This window comes from Pararhodobacter sp., assembly GCF_034676075.1.
Taxonomy (GTDB): domain Bacteria; phylum Pseudomonadota; class Alphaproteobacteria; order Rhodobacterales; family Rhodobacteraceae; genus Pararhodobacter.
The window spans coordinates 1-15,164 of record NZ_JAUCCQ010000093.1 but is presented as its reverse complement, the minus strand read 5'-3'; the positions used below and the strand labels follow the sequence as shown (position 1 = coordinate 15,164).

Here is a 15,164-nt window from a genome sequence, read left to right as displayed (position 1 = left end):
CAGCAGGTTTCGACTTTGCCGCCTTCGAGAAAGCCTGGACCGCCTTCGAAAACGCGAGAACCTGAATGATGATGTGGGTATCCGCGGCGCACTCATCGACCGCTTCAACGCCCTCGACCAGGCCGAGATCAAACCCGCCGATTGACGGCCGTGGGGAAAGAGGCCCCCACGGTCAGGCTCGGACGTCTGCAACAATGCGGAATGGATCGCAGCATCAATCCGTGGGATCAAACACCTAGGACCTGATACGCGCCAGGATCATCTGGCGCAATTCGGTGACCAGCGCCCGGCCGATTTCGGGTGCAAAACCCGCACGCTGCCAAGCGATGACGTTGCCCGCATAGGCGCCGACGATGCTCCGCGCGAGCGAAACCGGGTCAATCCCGGCCGAAAACTCGGCAGCGGCAGCGCCTTCGGCCACGATCTCGCGGATGATGGTTTCCAGCCGGTCGAAAATGTCGCGGACCTTGTCCACCACCAGCTCGGTCCCGGCAAAACTGACCAGGCACAGCACAAGCAGACAAAACGCTTTGGGATTATGCATCGCATAACTGGCCTGGGCGTTCAGGAAAACAACCAGCCGCCGCTCGGCGCTGGCGCCATCCAGGCTGCCCGCCTTTTCGATTGATGCGAAGATGCTTGCCTCGATCTCGTCGAGAATGGAGGCAATGATTTCGTCCTTCGATGCGTAGTAGTGATACACTGCGCCCTTTGTCATGCCGAGCTGCCGGGCGATCGCTTCGATGGTGCAGTTTTGATAGCCCCGCTCGACGAAAAGGTCGGTTGTCGCCTGTTTGATCAGCGCCACCGTCGTCTCGCGCGACAGCTCGTGCTTGGTCTTGCGAGTTCGCTTCTGGGTCATCGGCTCTCTCTCCAGGTCCGGGGACGCCGGGTGCAGTCTTTGCCCTAGCATGTTCCACCTTCGTTGTGAGCCCCTCGCCCAGTAGCAGCTTGCGGAGGGTTGACAGACTCGCTTCGACAAATTTACATACCTACGTGAAGGTATGTAAATGGCGATAACGCCGATTGCTGCCGAGGGGAGGACATCATGGATCACGCCGAGATCAGGGAACTGGTCGGGCTCGTCACGGGCTTCATGCTGCGCAATGCCGAGGAACGGGATTTCTGGGAGAAATCCGTGGCCCTGACCGGCATTCTGGCCTGGAACGATCCTGCGGCGGTCGATGCGGCCGGGCGTTGGATCGACCGGGCCGTGGCCACGCAGAACAGCGACGGCAATCTGAACTATGCCGATGCGGCGGACGGTTTGCCGGGGCATATCAAGACCTTCACCCCGACGGCGCCGCTGACCTCCAGCCTGGCCCATCCGCTGCTGCGCTATTACCAGCGCACCGGCAATTCCGCGTATTTGGAGGCCGCCGAACTACAGATGCAGGCCCTGATGGCGACCAAACGCACCTCGAACGGGGGGTTCTGGTCGCGGGGCGAGGGGCCGGAACTGTGGATCGACATGGTCTATCTGATGGCGCCCTTCCTGGTGCTCTATGGCCAGATCAAGGACGACCCGCGCTATCTGGACGAGGCCGTGCTGCAACACCGTGCTGCCGTCGAGCGGCTGGTCGATCCCTTTACCGGCCTGACCCGTCACGCCTGGTGCGAGGTGCCGAACCACTACCCGCAATCGACCTTCTGGGCGCGCGGCAACGGCTGGCTGATCGCCGTCACCGTCGATCTGCTTGATACGATGGGCGAGCATCCGGCGCGCGATTTCATCGCCGGGACCGGGCTGCGCACGATCCGCAAGATGGCGGAATATCAGGATCGGTCGGGTTTCTTCCGGCACATCCTGGACGGGCCGGGCAGCAAGAAAGAGGCCTCGGCCACGCTGATCTACGCCTATGCGGTGGCCAAGGCCGTGCGGCTGGGCCTTCTGGACGAGGGCTGGCTGGACAGCGCCTGGCGTGCCTTCCGCGTCGTCGCGGGCTCGGTGCGGCCCGATGGCATGGTGCCGGGCGTGGCCGTGCCGCCGGGCGGACCCGGCGTGCCCTTCGCCTGGGCACCCTTCGGACAGGGGTTCTTCCTGCTGGCGGCGCACGAACTGCTCGGTCTGGCCGGGGGGGAATGAGCGCCATGGAGATCCTGGAATTCGTGCTGCGCGGCCTCTTGCTGGGCGTGACCTATGGCGTGATCGCCATTCCGATCTGTCTGGTCTTCGTCTCGACCGGGACCGTGGACATGGCGATGGGCGCCTATGTCGTGCTGGCGGCGGCAATCAGTTTCACGCTGGCCGGCCCGCTGGGCATGGCGGCGGCGGTGCTGGCGGCGATTGCCGCGGCCGCGGTGGTGGGCGTGCTGTCGGCGCTGCTGATGCGGCGCTATGCGGGCGAGAAGATGATCGTCATCCTGGCCAGTTTCGGCTTTGCCATCATGCTGGAAAGCCTGGTGCTGACCGTCTTCGGCAACAATCCCTTCGTGCAGAGCAGCGGCGCCGGGACGCTGCGGCTCGCCGGGATCCTGCTGTCCAAACAATCCCTGCTGGCGGCCGGGATCGGACTGGTGCTGGCGGGCGGGGTCTATCTGCTGCTCTATCGCAGCGCCCTGGGACGGCTGATGCGCGCCGGTGCCGACAATGCGCGGGGCGCGGCCATCGCCGGGATCGCGGTTGGCCGGGTGCAGCTTTTCACCTTCATGCTCACGGGCGCGCTGGCAGGGATCGCCGGGCTGTTGCTGCTGAACGGGCCGGGGGTCATGTTCTCGTCGGCCATCCCGCTGACCATCACCGGCCTCGGCGCGGCGATCATCTTCGGCTTCAGCCGGCCGCTGATGGGCTTTGTCGGCGGGCTGATCTTTGGCGTGGCGGAATCGCTGAGCGCCGGATTCGCGCCGCCCGGCTGGGCGACGCTGCTGCCCCTGCTGTTCATCTTCTCGGTCCTGGCGATCCGCTCGCTGCGCGGGTCGGATCTGGCGGGGGGCCGGGCATGACGCGGTACTCCACCTTTGCCCCGGCGCTGAGCATTCTGGGGCTGGCCCTGATCGCCGGGCTGGTCGTCACCGGCAACCTGTTCTGGGTCGATACCTCGATCCTGATGGCGATCTATGCGCTGCTGGCGCTGTCGGTGGGCGTGTCCTTCGGCCAATGCGGGATCCTGTCGGTCGCGCAGGCCGCCTTTGCCGCGCTGGGTGCCTATGCAACGGCGATCCTGACCACGCGGTTCGGCGCCTCGCCCTGGCTGGGGCTGGCGGCGGCGATGATCCTGCCAGCGGCCTTCGCCTATCCCTTTGCGCGGCTGGTCACCAACATGTCCCATCTGGGGCTGGCCATGGCGACCATGCTCTTTGGCCACATGTTCGACATCGCCGTACGCGAGGGCGGGTCCTTTACCGGTGGCTATATCGGCATCTCGGGCCTGCCACCGCTGCCGGTGCCCTATTCGCCTGTCTGGCATCATGCGCTGGTCTGGGGGATCGTCGCGCTGGTGGTGCTGTCGCTGTCGCTGTTGCAGGCCTCGCCCTATGGCGCGGCGCTGAAATCGGTGCGGACCGACGCGCTGCGGGCCGAAGCCGACGGGATCGACGTCGCACATGCCCGGTCGGTCGCGCTGAGCCTCTCGGCCGCGATCGCCGGTCTCGGTGGCTGGCTCTATGCGCATTACATCTCGTATCTCGCGCCGGAATCTCTGGGGGCCAGCATCTCCATTTCGGTCCTGTTGATGGCCATGGTCGGCGGTGTGGCAACGATCTTCGGCCCGGTGCTGGGCGCGGTCGTTCTGACGCTGCTGTCAACGCTGCTGCCGGGGGCCGAAAGCGCCGGAATGTTCTATGGCGGCGCGCTGCTGCTGGTGCTGCTGATCGCGCCCAAGGGCCTGATGAGCCTGCGCGACTGGCATCCCCTGACCGCCACCCACAAAGGCAGGAGTGCGAAATGAGACTCGAAGCCATCGACGCCTCAGTCCGTTTCGGCGGCATTCAGGCTTTGTCCGACGTCTCGGTTGCCGTGGGGCCGGGCGAGATCACGGCAGTGGTCGGCGCCAACGGGTCCGGCAAATCGACCCTGTTCAACGCCATCACCGGTTTCGTCACGCTGGAAAAGGGCGAGATCCGGCTGGGCGGCCAGTCGCTGAACCGCCTGTCGGCGCATCGCCGGGTGCACCGGGGCCTGAGCCGCACCTTCCAGACCCCCCGCATCGACCCCGAGCAGAGCGTTCTGGAGGCGGTGATGGCCGGAGGGGCGGGCGCCAGCCGCTCGCGCCTGTGGGATGCCTGCCTTGCCACGCCGCGGGGCTTGCGCGATGCGCGCGACATCGAGGCCCATGCCTGGCAGGTGCTGCACGATCTGGGTCTGGCGGAGCTGGCGCATCAGCCGATGGGCGAGATGCCGATGGGCACCGTCCGGCTGATCGACGTGGGCCGCGCGATCATGGGAAAGCCCGCGTTCCTGCTGCTGGACGAGCCTGCCGCCGGCCTGTCGCATGCCGAGCAGGAGGTGCTGAAAGCCAAGATCCGGCATCTGGCGGAACAGGGGGTCGGCGTACTGCTGGTCGAGCATAATTTCCGCTTTGTCACCGATCTGGCCGATACGATGACGGTCTTGCAGAACGGCAAGGTGCTGGATCAGGGTCGCCCGGCCGAGGTTGCGCAGCGCCCTGACTTCATTCGCCTCTATCTGGGTTCGACCGGCACCGACCGGCCCGCCGCCGCGCCGAAACCCACCCGGGCGGCGGGCGCGCCCCTGATGACCTGCCGCGGGCTGACCGCCAGCCATGGCCGGATCAAGGTCTGTTTCGACGTCGATCTGGAGGTACCGAAACATGGCGTCGTCGCCCTGCTGGGGGCCAATGGCGCGGGCAAGAGCAGCCTGATGGGGGCGATTGCCGGGCTGGTGAAATCGGGCGGCTCGATCCTGCTGGACGGTCAGGAAGTGCACGGGCTGCCCGCCCATCGGCGGGTGGAAAAGGGTATCTGCTTCGTGCCCGAGATCCGCGGCAACATCTTCCCGACGCTCAGGGTCGATGAGAATCTGGAAATCTCGCAGCGCCGGCTTTCGGGCGACGATCTGGGCACGCTGAAGACCGAGCTGGAGGAACTGTTCCCGCGCCTGCACGAGCGTCTCGACAGCGAGGCGCGGATGCTCAGCGGCGGCGAGCAGCAGATGCTGGCGCTGGCCATGGCGCTGGCACAGAAGCCGCGCGTCCTGCTGCTGGACGAACCGACGCAGGGTCTGGCCCCGGCGGTTTACGACACGCTTGAACACGTCATCGCCCGCATCGCCGGGCAGGGCATCGGCGTGCTGCTGGCCGAACAGAACGCCGCCTTTGCCGCCCGCCTCGCCGATCATGTCGTGGTGCTGGCCGAGGGGCATGTGAGCCTGCGCGCGGACCCCGGCCTGCTGGCCGACCGCGAGCGTCTGATGCGCGCCTATACCGGCGCCGATACCGAGGAGGCCGCGTGATGGACAATCCCCGTCCCCTTGCCGGACTGCGCGTGATCGACCTGTCGCGCCTCGCCCCCGGCCCCTATGCGACAATGCTTCTCGCCGATATGGGCGCCGAGGTTATCACCGTCGGCGCCGGTTCCGACGCCGGGGTTGCGCCGGTGCTGGCGCGCGGCAAGACCCTGATCCGGCTCGACCTGAAATCGCCCGAGGGGCAGGCGGCCCTGCACCGGCTGGTGGAAACCGCCGATGTGCTGGTCGAAGGTTTTCGCCCCGGTGTCGCGGCGCGCATCGGTGCGGGACCCGAGGCGATGACGGCGCTGAACCCGCGCCTCGTCTATTGCTCGCTGACCGGTTACGGGCAGGAGGGGCCGCGCGCGCAGGAGGCCGGGCACGACATCAACTATCTGGCGGCTGCGGGTGTGCTGGGGGCGATGGGGCCGGCCGATGCGCCGCCCGCGGTGCCGCTGAACCTGATCGCCGATTTCGGCGGTGGCAGTCTGTTCGCGGTAATCGGCATCCTTGCCGCCCTGCAAGAACGCACGCGCACCGGCCGTGGCCGCCGGGTCGACGCCGCCATGGTCGACGGCTGCCTGTCGATGATGGGCATGCACAGCGAGATGTGGGGGACCGATTTCATGCCATCGCGCGGCCGGGGCCTCTTGGATGGCGGCGCGCCCTTCTACCGCTGCTATGCCTGTTCGGATGGCGGGTTCATGGCGGCGGGCGCGCTGGAGCCGCATTTCTTCGCCAACCTTTGGAAGACGCTGGGGTTTGCCGACCCTGCCCCCGCTTACATGGATCCCGACCTCTGGCCCGAGTTGGAAGCGCGCTTTACCGAGGCCTTCGCCACTCGCAGCCGCGCCGAGTGGACCGCGCTGTTCGAAGGTGCCGAGGCCTGCGTGAGCCCGGTCCTCAGCCCCGGCGAGGTGCGGCAGGATCCGCAGATCGCGCAACGCCTTGCGACGACCGCAGGGACTGTGCCGCTCGCGCCCCGGTTCGCGGACGACGACCAGCCCTTCCCGCAGGCCGACATGGCCGACCGGACCGAGGCGGTGCTGACCGCCGCCGGTCTCGGCCCCGACACGATCGCCACTGTGCTGCGCACGAACGCCGCCGCAAAGACCCGCAGCCTGGAATGGCCACCGCGCCGCCCAAAGCCGCACCCCGACATGCAGAGGAGGCAAGGATGAACGACATGACCCAAAGCTGGGACACCTACGAGGCCTTCCGCGAGACGGTGCGCCGCATCGCCCGCGACAAGATCGAACCGCTGGCCGCCGCGCTCGACAAGAACGGCGGACCCCCGGACGCGCAATTCGCGATCTTCGTCGAGAACGATCTGGTGGGCCTCGGCCTGCCCGAGGAATACGGCGGCAGCGGTGCCGATCTCATGGCGCAGGTCATCGCGGTCGAGGAAATGGCGCGCGTCTGCTCGGTCTCGGGGCTGACGATGAGCATGGCCTGGGGCACGCTGCACCCGCTGGTGAACCACGGGTCCGAGGCCCTGAAGCGTGAGGTGATCCCGGATTGCGCCTCGGGCCGCCAGCGCACCGCCTGGTGCATCACCGAACCGCAGGGCGGCAGCGACATGGCCGCCATGACCACCCGAGCGGTCGAAGACGGCGCTCATTGGGTGCTGAACGGCACCAAGCGCTTCATCACCAACGCCGGCTGGGCGCATTGGTATCTGGTCGTGGCGCGGCTGGATGAAGATTACGCGATCTTCATGGTCCACGCCGACGATCCCGGCATCAGTTTCGGCGCGCCCGAGGACAAGATGGGCCTGCGCGGCTCGCCCACCGCCGATGTGATCTTCGACAATTGCCGCATTCCGCTGGGCCGGCTGGTCGGGGACCGCAAGGGGGGCCTGTCGCGGATGGGCCGCTCGCTGACGCAATCGCGGCCGGTAATCGCCGGGCAGGCCCTGGGCGTGGCGCAGGGTGCGCTCGATCAGGCGGTGGCCTATGTGAAGCAACGCAAATCGCAGGGGCAGGCGCTGGCGCGCTATCAGCTCATTCAGGAGCGGATCGGCGACATGGCGATCCGGGTGGAATCGGCGCGCGCTCTCCTTTACCGCGCGGTCGAATTCGCGCTGCGGGGCGATGCCGGCGCGCGACACCTCGCCTCGATGGCCAAGGCGGCCTGTTCGGATGCGGCGATGTCGGTGGCGGTGGATGCGGTGCAATTGCATGGCGGATACGGCTATCTGCGCGATTACCCGGTCGAGCGGATGATGCGCGATGCCAAGATCACCCAGATCTACGAGGGCACCAACGAAATCCAGCGGCTGATCACCGCCAAACACCTATTGACGGCGTGAGGCGGCGACCATGAGCAAAGGCATTCTCGACGGGCTGATCGTCATCGACATGAGCGAGGTCTACCAGGGCCCGCTGGCGGCGCAGATCCTGGGCGATTTCGGCGCCGATGTGATCAAGGTCGAACGCGCGGGCAGCGGCGAGGTGCTGCGCCTTTCCGACCCCGCGTCGCGTGCCAAGGCGATGATGAGCAGCCATTTCGCCGCCGCCAACCGCAACAAGCGCTCCATCGCGCTGGATGCGAAATCGGACAGCGACAACGCGCTGTTGCAGGCGCTTCTGGACCGCGCCGACGTGCTGATCCACAACTTCCGCCCCGGCGTGGCCGAACGGCTGGGCATCGGCTACGGGGCGCTGCACAAGCGCAATCCGCGGCTGATCTATGGCTGGGCCTCGGGCTATGGCGACACGGGGCCGCTGGCCACGGCGGGCGGGCAGGATCTGATTATCCAGTCGCTTTCCGGCATGGCCCGGGAAAGCGCGCCTGCGGGTGGTTTGCCCAGCTTCGTGAACCCTCCGGCGATTGATTACGCCTCGGGGCAGACCCTGGTGCAGGGGATCTTGCTGGCGCTGCTGGCGCGGGAAAAGACCGGGCTCGGGCAGCGCGTGGCGGTGAACCTGCTGGACACGGCGGTGGCGATCCAGAGCCTTGAGGCGGCGACGACGATGATGCACGGCGTGACCACGAAATGGTTCGACCTCGCGCCGAATTTCGTCTTTGAAACCTCGGACGGCTATCTGACGGTTCTGGGCTTCTTCCGTCCCAACCCCTTGCAATCCTTGTGCAAGGCGATGGGTGTAGCGGATGCCAGCACGGCGCCGCGCCTCGCCACACCCGATGGCCAGCTTGCCCACCGGACCGAGATCCACGCGCTGCTCGCGCCGTCGTTCCGCGCCCTGCCGACGGCCGAGGCGCTGGCACGGGTCACCGCCGAGGACCTGCTGTGCCAGCCGACGCAAAGCCTGGCCGAAGCGCTGGCCCATCCGCAGATCGCCGCCAGCGGCCTCCTGATCGAGGCGCCTCTGCCCGACGGCCAGACGGCGCGCCTCGTGGGCAACCCGCTGAAACTGTCCGACACCCCCGCCACGCTCAGGAAAGGCCCGCCCGCGCTCGACGCCGACAGGGCAGAGATCACCGCCTGGCTGGGCCAGTAACACCGACATCCAAGGGAGGAGACCCAGATGAAACCGACGATTGGTACCCTGCTTCGGCGGGCCGGCGCCGTATTGGCCTTGAGCCTTGCAGCCGCGCCCGCGCTGGCCCAGGACGGGCCCTTGCGCCTTGGCCTGCTGCTCAGCCTCAGCGGGCCTGCCGCACCTTTCGGCGTTCCCGAACGCGACGCGATCCAGGCGCTGGCCGCCGCCACCAATGCCCAGGGTGGCATCAACGGCCGCCCCATCGAGCTGGTGATCTATGACGACGCGACGAACCCGACCGAAGCCGTGCGCGGCATGCGGCAACTGGCGCTGCAAGAGCGTGTGCTGGCAGTCGTCGGCTCGACCATCGGCAGCGGAACGCTGGCGGCGGCACCCATCGCCGCACAGGCCGGTGTGCCGGTGCTGGCACCCAATGGCACCGATGCTGTCATATCCACCGACAACGCCTTTTTCCCCTGGGTCTTCCGCACTTTGCCCAGCGATTCCCTGATTGGCGAGGCCTTGCTGAACCGGGCGTTGGCGGGAGATGTGCAGCGCGTCGCGCTCTTCTATCAGGAAGACGCCTATGGGGTCGGGATGCATGAACGGCTCGCGGATGAAGCCGAAGAACGCGGGATCGAAATCGTCGCCTCGGTCTCGGCACCGCTAACGGCCACGGATGTCGCCCCACAGGCCACCCGGATCCGCAACGCCGATCCCGATGTGGTGCTGATTCAGGCCTCGGCCCCGGCGCTGGGGGCGGCCTTTGTGCGCGCAGCGCGCGAGACCGGGCTGGAAGCGCCGCTCTGGGCCGCCGGCGCGCTGGCGCAGCAGAGCTTCATCAACGCTGCCGGCGAAGCAGGGAATGGCGTGAATCTGGTGATGATCGCCAATTGGAGCGATCCGACGCCCGCGCTGGCCGAATTCGCAGCGCTGCTCAACGAGGCAGGCACCCCGCCCCAGGGCTTCGGCGAGATCCTGGCGGCGAATGCCTATCACGCCTTCACCGCCGCGCTGTCCTCGATCGACGGCGAGGTGACGCCGGCGACCCTGCGCGAGGCGCTGGAGCGGACCTGCGACATCGAATCCTATGGCGAAGGCTTCACCTGCTACTCGGCCGATAACCACGAGGGCTGGACCAGTGAAGCGATGGTCTCGGCCGTGGTCCGCGACGGCGCCTTCCGCCAGCCCTGAGGTTCGGGGCTGCCGCCACCGGCCGCGCGGAACCAACCGCGCGGCTTCTTCCCTCCCGCGCGAGATGCCGATGTGACCCACGAGCCCGACACCCTTGGGCCCAGCCTGTACCGGCAGGCACGGACCCGCCCGGACGAAACGTTCCTGACTTTCTTCGATGGACCCTCGCTGAGCTATGCCCAGGCGCTGGACGGCGCACAGCGCCTTGCGCGGGGGCTGGCCGATCTGGGTGTCGGCCCCGGCGAACGGGTGCTGTTGATGGCCCAGAACGGACCCGAGGCAGTGGCCGCCTGGCTGGCTCTGGGATGGCTGGGCGCCGTCGAGGTCTGTCTCAATCCGGTGCTGCGCGGCCAGCCGCTGGCCCATGCGCTGTCCGTCAGCGAAGCCCGTCTGGCGCTGATAGACCCGTCCTGTCTGGCCGCTCTGGCAGAACAGGATCTGACCGCCTTCGGCATCGCACGCGTCATCCCGACCGGGTCGGCGGACTGGGCCGAGCTCAACGCGGCGGCACCCCTGCCTGAGCCCGCGCGCCCGGTGCGGGGGTCCGACCCGGCCTCGGTTCTGTTCACCTCGGGCACCACGGGGCCGGCGAAACCCGTGATCCTGACGCAGGCGCAGAACCACCTCACCGCGACCGAAACCGCGCGCCATCTCGGCATGACCGAGGCGGATGTGTCCTATTGCTTTCACCCGCTGCATCACATGGCGGGTAAGTTCATGGCGCTACAGGGCACGCTGGTCGCCGGCGCGCAGATCGTCATGGATCGTCGTTTCGTGCCCGAGCTCTGGTCGCAACGTCTGGCCGAAACCCGGGCGACGCTGGCCTATGGCCATGGTCCGATGCTGGAGATGATCCACGCCACGCCGCCACGCCCCGAGGACCGTCAGCATCGCTGCCGCCGGGTCCTGAGCGCGCCTTTCCCGCGCCATATCGCCGAGGATTTCGAGGCACGGTTCGGCGTGCGCGGTCAGGAATGCTGGGGCATGACCGAGATCGGCATCGTCGCCTGGGCCGATGCCGACACCCCGCGCGGCAGTTGCGGGCGGGTCGGCGAGGCCTTCGAACTGGCAATCCTGGACCCCGAGACGGACAGGCCCCTGCCGCCCGACACGCTGGGCGAGATCGCCGTGCGCCCGCGCCGGCCCTGGGCGCTGTTTCAGGGCTATCAGGCGATGCCCGAGGCCAGTGTCGAGGCCTGGCGCAACCTCTGGTTCCACACCGGCGATCTGGGGCGGCTGGATGCGCAGGGCAACCTGTGGTTCGCCGACCGGGTCAAGGACCGCATCCGCCGCCGGGCCGAGAACATCTCGGCCTACGAGATCGAATGCGTCGCGCTGGCGCATCCCGCCGTGGCCGAGGCGGCGGCGGTCGGCGTGCCCTCGGGCTATGAGGGCGACGACGATGTGAAACTCTGCCTCATCCTGCGCCCCGGCGCCCCGTGGCAACCCGAGGCGCTGCTGGCTCACCTGGCGGCGGGCCTGCCGCATTTCATGCTGCCCCGTTACCTCGACCGCCGCGAGGCGCTGCCCCGTTCGAACACCAACAAGGTGCAGAAGGCCGTTCTCAGGGCCGAAGGCATCCTCCCAGGCCTCTGGGACCGGCACGCCGAGGGCGTCTCGGTCCGCGATCTCTATGCCAAGGAAACCACCCCATGCTGATGCGCGACGTCACGCTCGACGACAAGTTCACCATCGACGAAGGCCGCATCTTCGTCACCGGCGCGCAGGCGCTGGCCCGGCTGCCGATGCTGCAACGGGACCGCGACCGCCGCGCCGGGCTGAATACCGCAGGCTTCGTCTCGGGCTATCGCGGCTCGCCCTTGGGCACCTATGACATGGCGCTGTGGAAGGCGAAAAAGCACCTCGACGCGGCGCAGATCCGCTTTCAGCCTGGGCTGAACGAGGATCTCGCCGCGACCTCGGTCTGGGGGACGCAGCAGGCGGGGCTAGGCGGGCGCGGCGCCTATGACGGGGTGTTCGGCATCTGGTACGGCAAGGGGCCGGGGGTGGACCGGTCGGGCGACGTGTTCAAGCACGGCAACCTGGCGGGCACGGCGCCGCATGGCGGGGTGCTGGCGCTCTTCGGCGACGATCCGGTGGCGAAGTCCTCGACCATACCGCACCAGTCGGAACCCGCGCTGATCGCTGCCGGGATGCCGGTCTTCGACCCGTCCTCGATCCAGGAATACCTTGAATTCGGGCTGATGGCCTTTGCGCTGTCGCGCTATGCCGGGGTCTGGACGGGGATGAAATGCATCACCGACATCGTCGAGGGCTCGGCCTCGGTCGAGGTCTCGGTCGAGGCATGGCCGCTGCGCCTGCCCGCCGATTTCACCATCCCGCCCGAGGGCGTGCATATCCGTCATCCCGATTGGGGCATCGACCAGGAACGTCGGCTGCTCCAGATCCGCTTGCCCGCCGCCTCCGCCTTCATCCGCGCCAATGGCTGGAACCGCGTTACGCAAGCCGCGCCCCGCCGCCGGCTGGGGCTGGTCGCGGCGGGCAAGTCCTGGGCCGATCTGATGGGTGCGCTGGACGAGCTGGGGCTGGACAAACCGACACTCGATGCGCTGGGGATCTCGATTTTCAAACCCGCCGTGACCTGGCCCCTGGAGCCGCAGGGCGTGACCGATTTCGCGCGCGGCCATGAGACGCTGCTGGTCATCGAGGAGAAGCGCCCGCTGATCGAGGATCAGATCGCGCGCATCCTCTACGATCAGCCGCAGCGTCCGGTCCTGCTGGGCAAGCGCGACAACGGCGGCCGCGTTCTGGTGCCCGAGGAGGGCGAACTGTCGGTCACCCTGCTGGTCCGGCTGCTGGCGCGGATGCTGCGCGACGACGCGCCCGAGGCGATCCGCCCGCGGCTGGACCGTGCCCTCCAGGAGGCGCCACAGCAGACGCCCGTGACCGGCCCCCGCTCGCCCTGGTTCTGCGCCGGTTGTCCGCACAACACCTCGACCAGGGTGCCCGACGGCAGCCGCGCCTTTGCCGGGATCGGCTGTCACACGATGGCGCTGCTGATGCCCAACCGCCGCACCGAGGGTTTCACTCAGATGGGCGGCGAGGGGGCGCAATGGATCGGTCAGGCGCCGTTCTCGAAGGACGCCCATGCCTTTCAGAACCTCGGCGACGGGACCTATTGCCATTCGGGGTCGCTGGCCGTGCGGGCCGCGGTCGCGGCGAGGGTGAACATCACCTACAAGATCCTCTTCAACGACGCGGTGGCGATGACCGGCGGCCAGCCCTCGGACAAGCCGCAGACGCCCTGGGGCATCACCCGGCAGATGGCGGCCGAGGGCGTGGCGCAGATCGTCGTCGTCACCGACAACGTGGATGCCTATCCCGCCAGCACCCCTTGGGCGCCGGGCGTGACGATCCGCCCGCGCGAGGAGATGGACCTCGTGCAGCGCGAATTGCGCGCGGTGAAAGGCACGACGATCCTGCTCTATGACCAGACCTGCGCGGCCGAGAAACGCCGTCGGCGCAAGCGCGGCACCTATCCCGACCCGGACAAACGGTTGTTCATCAACCCCGCGGTCTGCGAGGGCTGCGGCGATTGCGGCGTGAAGTCGAATTGCGTGGCGGTGCGTCCGCTGGAGACCGATCTGGGCCGCAAGCGCGAGATCGACCAATCGTCCTGCAACAAGGATTTCTCTTGCGTGCAGGGGTTCTGCCCCAGCTTCGTGACCGTGGAGGGCGCGGCACTGAAACGCCCCGAAACCGCCAAGGCCGACCGCTCGGAGGCGCTGAGAACCCTGCTCACCACCCTGCCCGAGCCCGACCTGCCGCCCTTGGGCGAGGGCTATAACATCCTCGTCACCGGCATCGGCGGCACCGGCGTCGTGACGATCGGCGCGCTCCTGGGCATGGGCGCGCATCTCAGCGGGCTGGGCTGTTCGGTGCTGGACCAGACCGGGCTTGCCCAGAAGAACGGCGCCGTCACCTCGCATGTGCGGATCGGCGCGCGGCCCGGGGCGCTGCACGGCACGCGGATCCCGGCGGGCCATGTCGATCTGGTGATCGGCTGCGACACGCTGGTCAGTGCGGGGGCCGAGGCGATGCGCCTCTATGCGCCCGACCGCACCCGCGCGGTACTCAACGACAAGGTCACGCCGCTGGCCGGTTTCGCGCTGAACCCGGATCTGAAGCAGGATCAGGGCGCCATGGTCGCGGCCCTCAGGGCGCTGCTGGGCGATCGGGCGACCATGGGCGCCGGGGGCTCGACGCTGGCGATGGCGCTGCTGGGGGACGAGATCTACGCCAACCCCTTCCTGCTGGGCTATGCCTGGCAACAGGGGCTGATCCCGCTGTCGCGCGCCGCGCTAGAACGCGCCATCGAGCTGAACGGCGTCGCCGTGGCGCAGAACCTGCTGGCCTTTGGCTGGGGCCGTGCCGCCGCCGCACGGCCCGATGCGCTGGCGCCCTTCCTTGGCGAAGCACCGGCCGCCGCCCCCGCCCCGCTGACGCTGGATGCGCTGATCGCCCATCGCCGCGCGCATCTGACGGCTTATCAGAACGCAAGGCTCGCAGACCGCTATGCGGCGCGCGTCGCCGCGGTTCGGGCGATGGAAACGCGCCTGTTTCCCGGGCAGGACGGTCTGACCCGCGCAGTAGCCCATAACTATGCGAAACTGCTGGCCTACAAGGACGAATACGAGGTTGCCCGGCTCTATACCGCGCCCGAGTTTCGCGCCGCGCTGGCGGCCACGTTCGAAGCGCCCGGGAAATTGCGATTCCACCTTGCGCCGCCGATCCTGGAAAAACGCGATCCGGTGACCGGGGAACCTGCGAAGCGGGTGTTCGGTTCGGGCACGATGCTGCTGTTCCGGCTGCTGAGCCGCTTCAAATCACTGCGCGGGACAGCCTTCGACCCCTTCGGACGAGCCGGTGACAGAGTGCTTGAGCGGCAATTGATCGCCGACTACGAGGCGCTGCTTGACCGCCTGCCGCAGCTTCTGCGTTCCGACACCCTCGGGGATTGCCTGACTTTGCTGTCCTTGCCCGAGACGATCCGTGGTTACGGCCCGGTCAAGGCCCGCGCTGCCGAAGCTGCCGCAAAGACCCGGACGGCTCTGCTGGCCGCCATGGGTTGAGGATCCGACGTTGCCCCGCTTCCGGCC

Annotated in this window: 11 protein-coding genes; 10 read left to right on the top strand and 1 reads right to left on the bottom strand. The window is 67.9% G+C overall.

Annotated elements, in window-relative coordinates; translation table 11 throughout:
- Positions 1–235: 235 nt before the first annotated feature.
- Positions 236–862: a TetR/AcrR family transcriptional regulator gene (locus VDQ18_RS17885; protein WP_323022263.1), complete on the bottom strand. Its 627-nt coding sequence runs from the start codon at positions 860–862 to the stop codon at positions 236–238.
- A gap of 186 nt (positions 863–1,048) precedes the next feature.
- Here VDQ18_RS17885 and VDQ18_RS17880 point away from each other — a divergent pair, with 186 nt between their 5' ends.
- The 10 genes from VDQ18_RS17880 (at position 1,049) to VDQ18_RS17835 (ending at position 15,137) form a co-directional block, all read left to right on the top strand.
- Positions 1,049–2,086, top strand: a complete 1,038-nt coding sequence (locus VDQ18_RS17880) for a glycoside hydrolase family 88 protein (RefSeq protein WP_323022262.1) — start codon at positions 1,049–1,051, stop codon at positions 2,084–2,086.
- A 5-nt stretch (positions 2,087–2,091) separates the two neighbouring features.
- Positions 2,092–2,943 carry a branched-chain amino acid ABC transporter permease gene (locus VDQ18_RS17875; protein WP_323022261.1) on the top strand — a complete coding sequence of 284 codons (852 nt, stop codon included), beginning with the start codon at positions 2,092–2,094 and terminating at the stop codon, positions 2,941–2,943.
- Positions 2,940–3,887, top strand: a complete 948-nt coding sequence (locus VDQ18_RS17870) for a branched-chain amino acid ABC transporter permease (RefSeq protein WP_323022260.1) — start codon at positions 2,940–2,942, stop codon at positions 3,885–3,887. The genes VDQ18_RS17875 and VDQ18_RS17870 overlap by 4 nt, the downstream gene beginning before the upstream one ends.
- Entirely contained in the window at positions 3,884–5,410 is a 1,527-nt protein-coding gene (locus tag VDQ18_RS17865) for an ATP-binding cassette domain-containing protein (RefSeq protein WP_323022259.1), read from the top strand. Before VDQ18_RS17870 ends, VDQ18_RS17865 begins: the two co-directional genes overlap by 4 nt.
- Positions 5,410–6,585: a CaiB/BaiF CoA-transferase family protein gene (locus VDQ18_RS17860; RefSeq protein WP_323022258.1), complete on the top strand. Its 1,176-nt coding sequence runs from the start codon at positions 5,410–5,412 to the stop codon at positions 6,583–6,585. Before VDQ18_RS17865 ends, VDQ18_RS17860 begins: the two co-directional genes overlap by 1 nt.
- Positions 6,582–7,715 carry an acyl-CoA dehydrogenase family protein gene (locus VDQ18_RS17855; protein WP_323022257.1) on the top strand — a complete coding sequence of 378 codons (1,134 nt, stop codon included), beginning with the start codon at positions 6,582–6,584 and terminating at the stop codon, positions 7,713–7,715. Before VDQ18_RS17860 ends, VDQ18_RS17855 begins: the two co-directional genes overlap by 4 nt.
- Before the next feature lie 10 nt (positions 7,716–7,725).
- On the top strand, positions 7,726–8,868 hold the full coding sequence (locus VDQ18_RS17850) for a CoA transferase (RefSeq protein ID WP_323022256.1): 1,143 nt from the start codon (positions 7,726–7,728) through the stop codon (positions 8,866–8,868).
- Positions 8,869–8,895: 27 nt separating this feature from the next.
- Complete coding sequence (locus tag VDQ18_RS17845; RefSeq protein WP_323022255.1) at positions 8,896–10,044, top strand: ABC transporter substrate-binding protein; 1,149 nt, start codon at positions 8,896–8,898, stop codon at positions 10,042–10,044.
- A gap of 72 nt (positions 10,045–10,116) precedes the next feature.
- Complete coding sequence (locus VDQ18_RS17840) at positions 10,117–11,703, top strand: AMP-binding protein (RefSeq protein ID WP_323022254.1); 1,587 nt, start codon at positions 10,117–10,119, stop codon at positions 11,701–11,703.
- On the top strand, positions 11,697–15,137 hold the full coding sequence (locus VDQ18_RS17835; RefSeq protein WP_323022253.1) for an indolepyruvate ferredoxin oxidoreductase family protein: 3,441 nt from the start codon (positions 11,697–11,699) through the stop codon (positions 15,135–15,137). The genes VDQ18_RS17840 and VDQ18_RS17835 overlap by 7 nt, the downstream gene beginning before the upstream one ends.
- Positions 15,138–15,164: the final 27 nt, after the last annotated feature.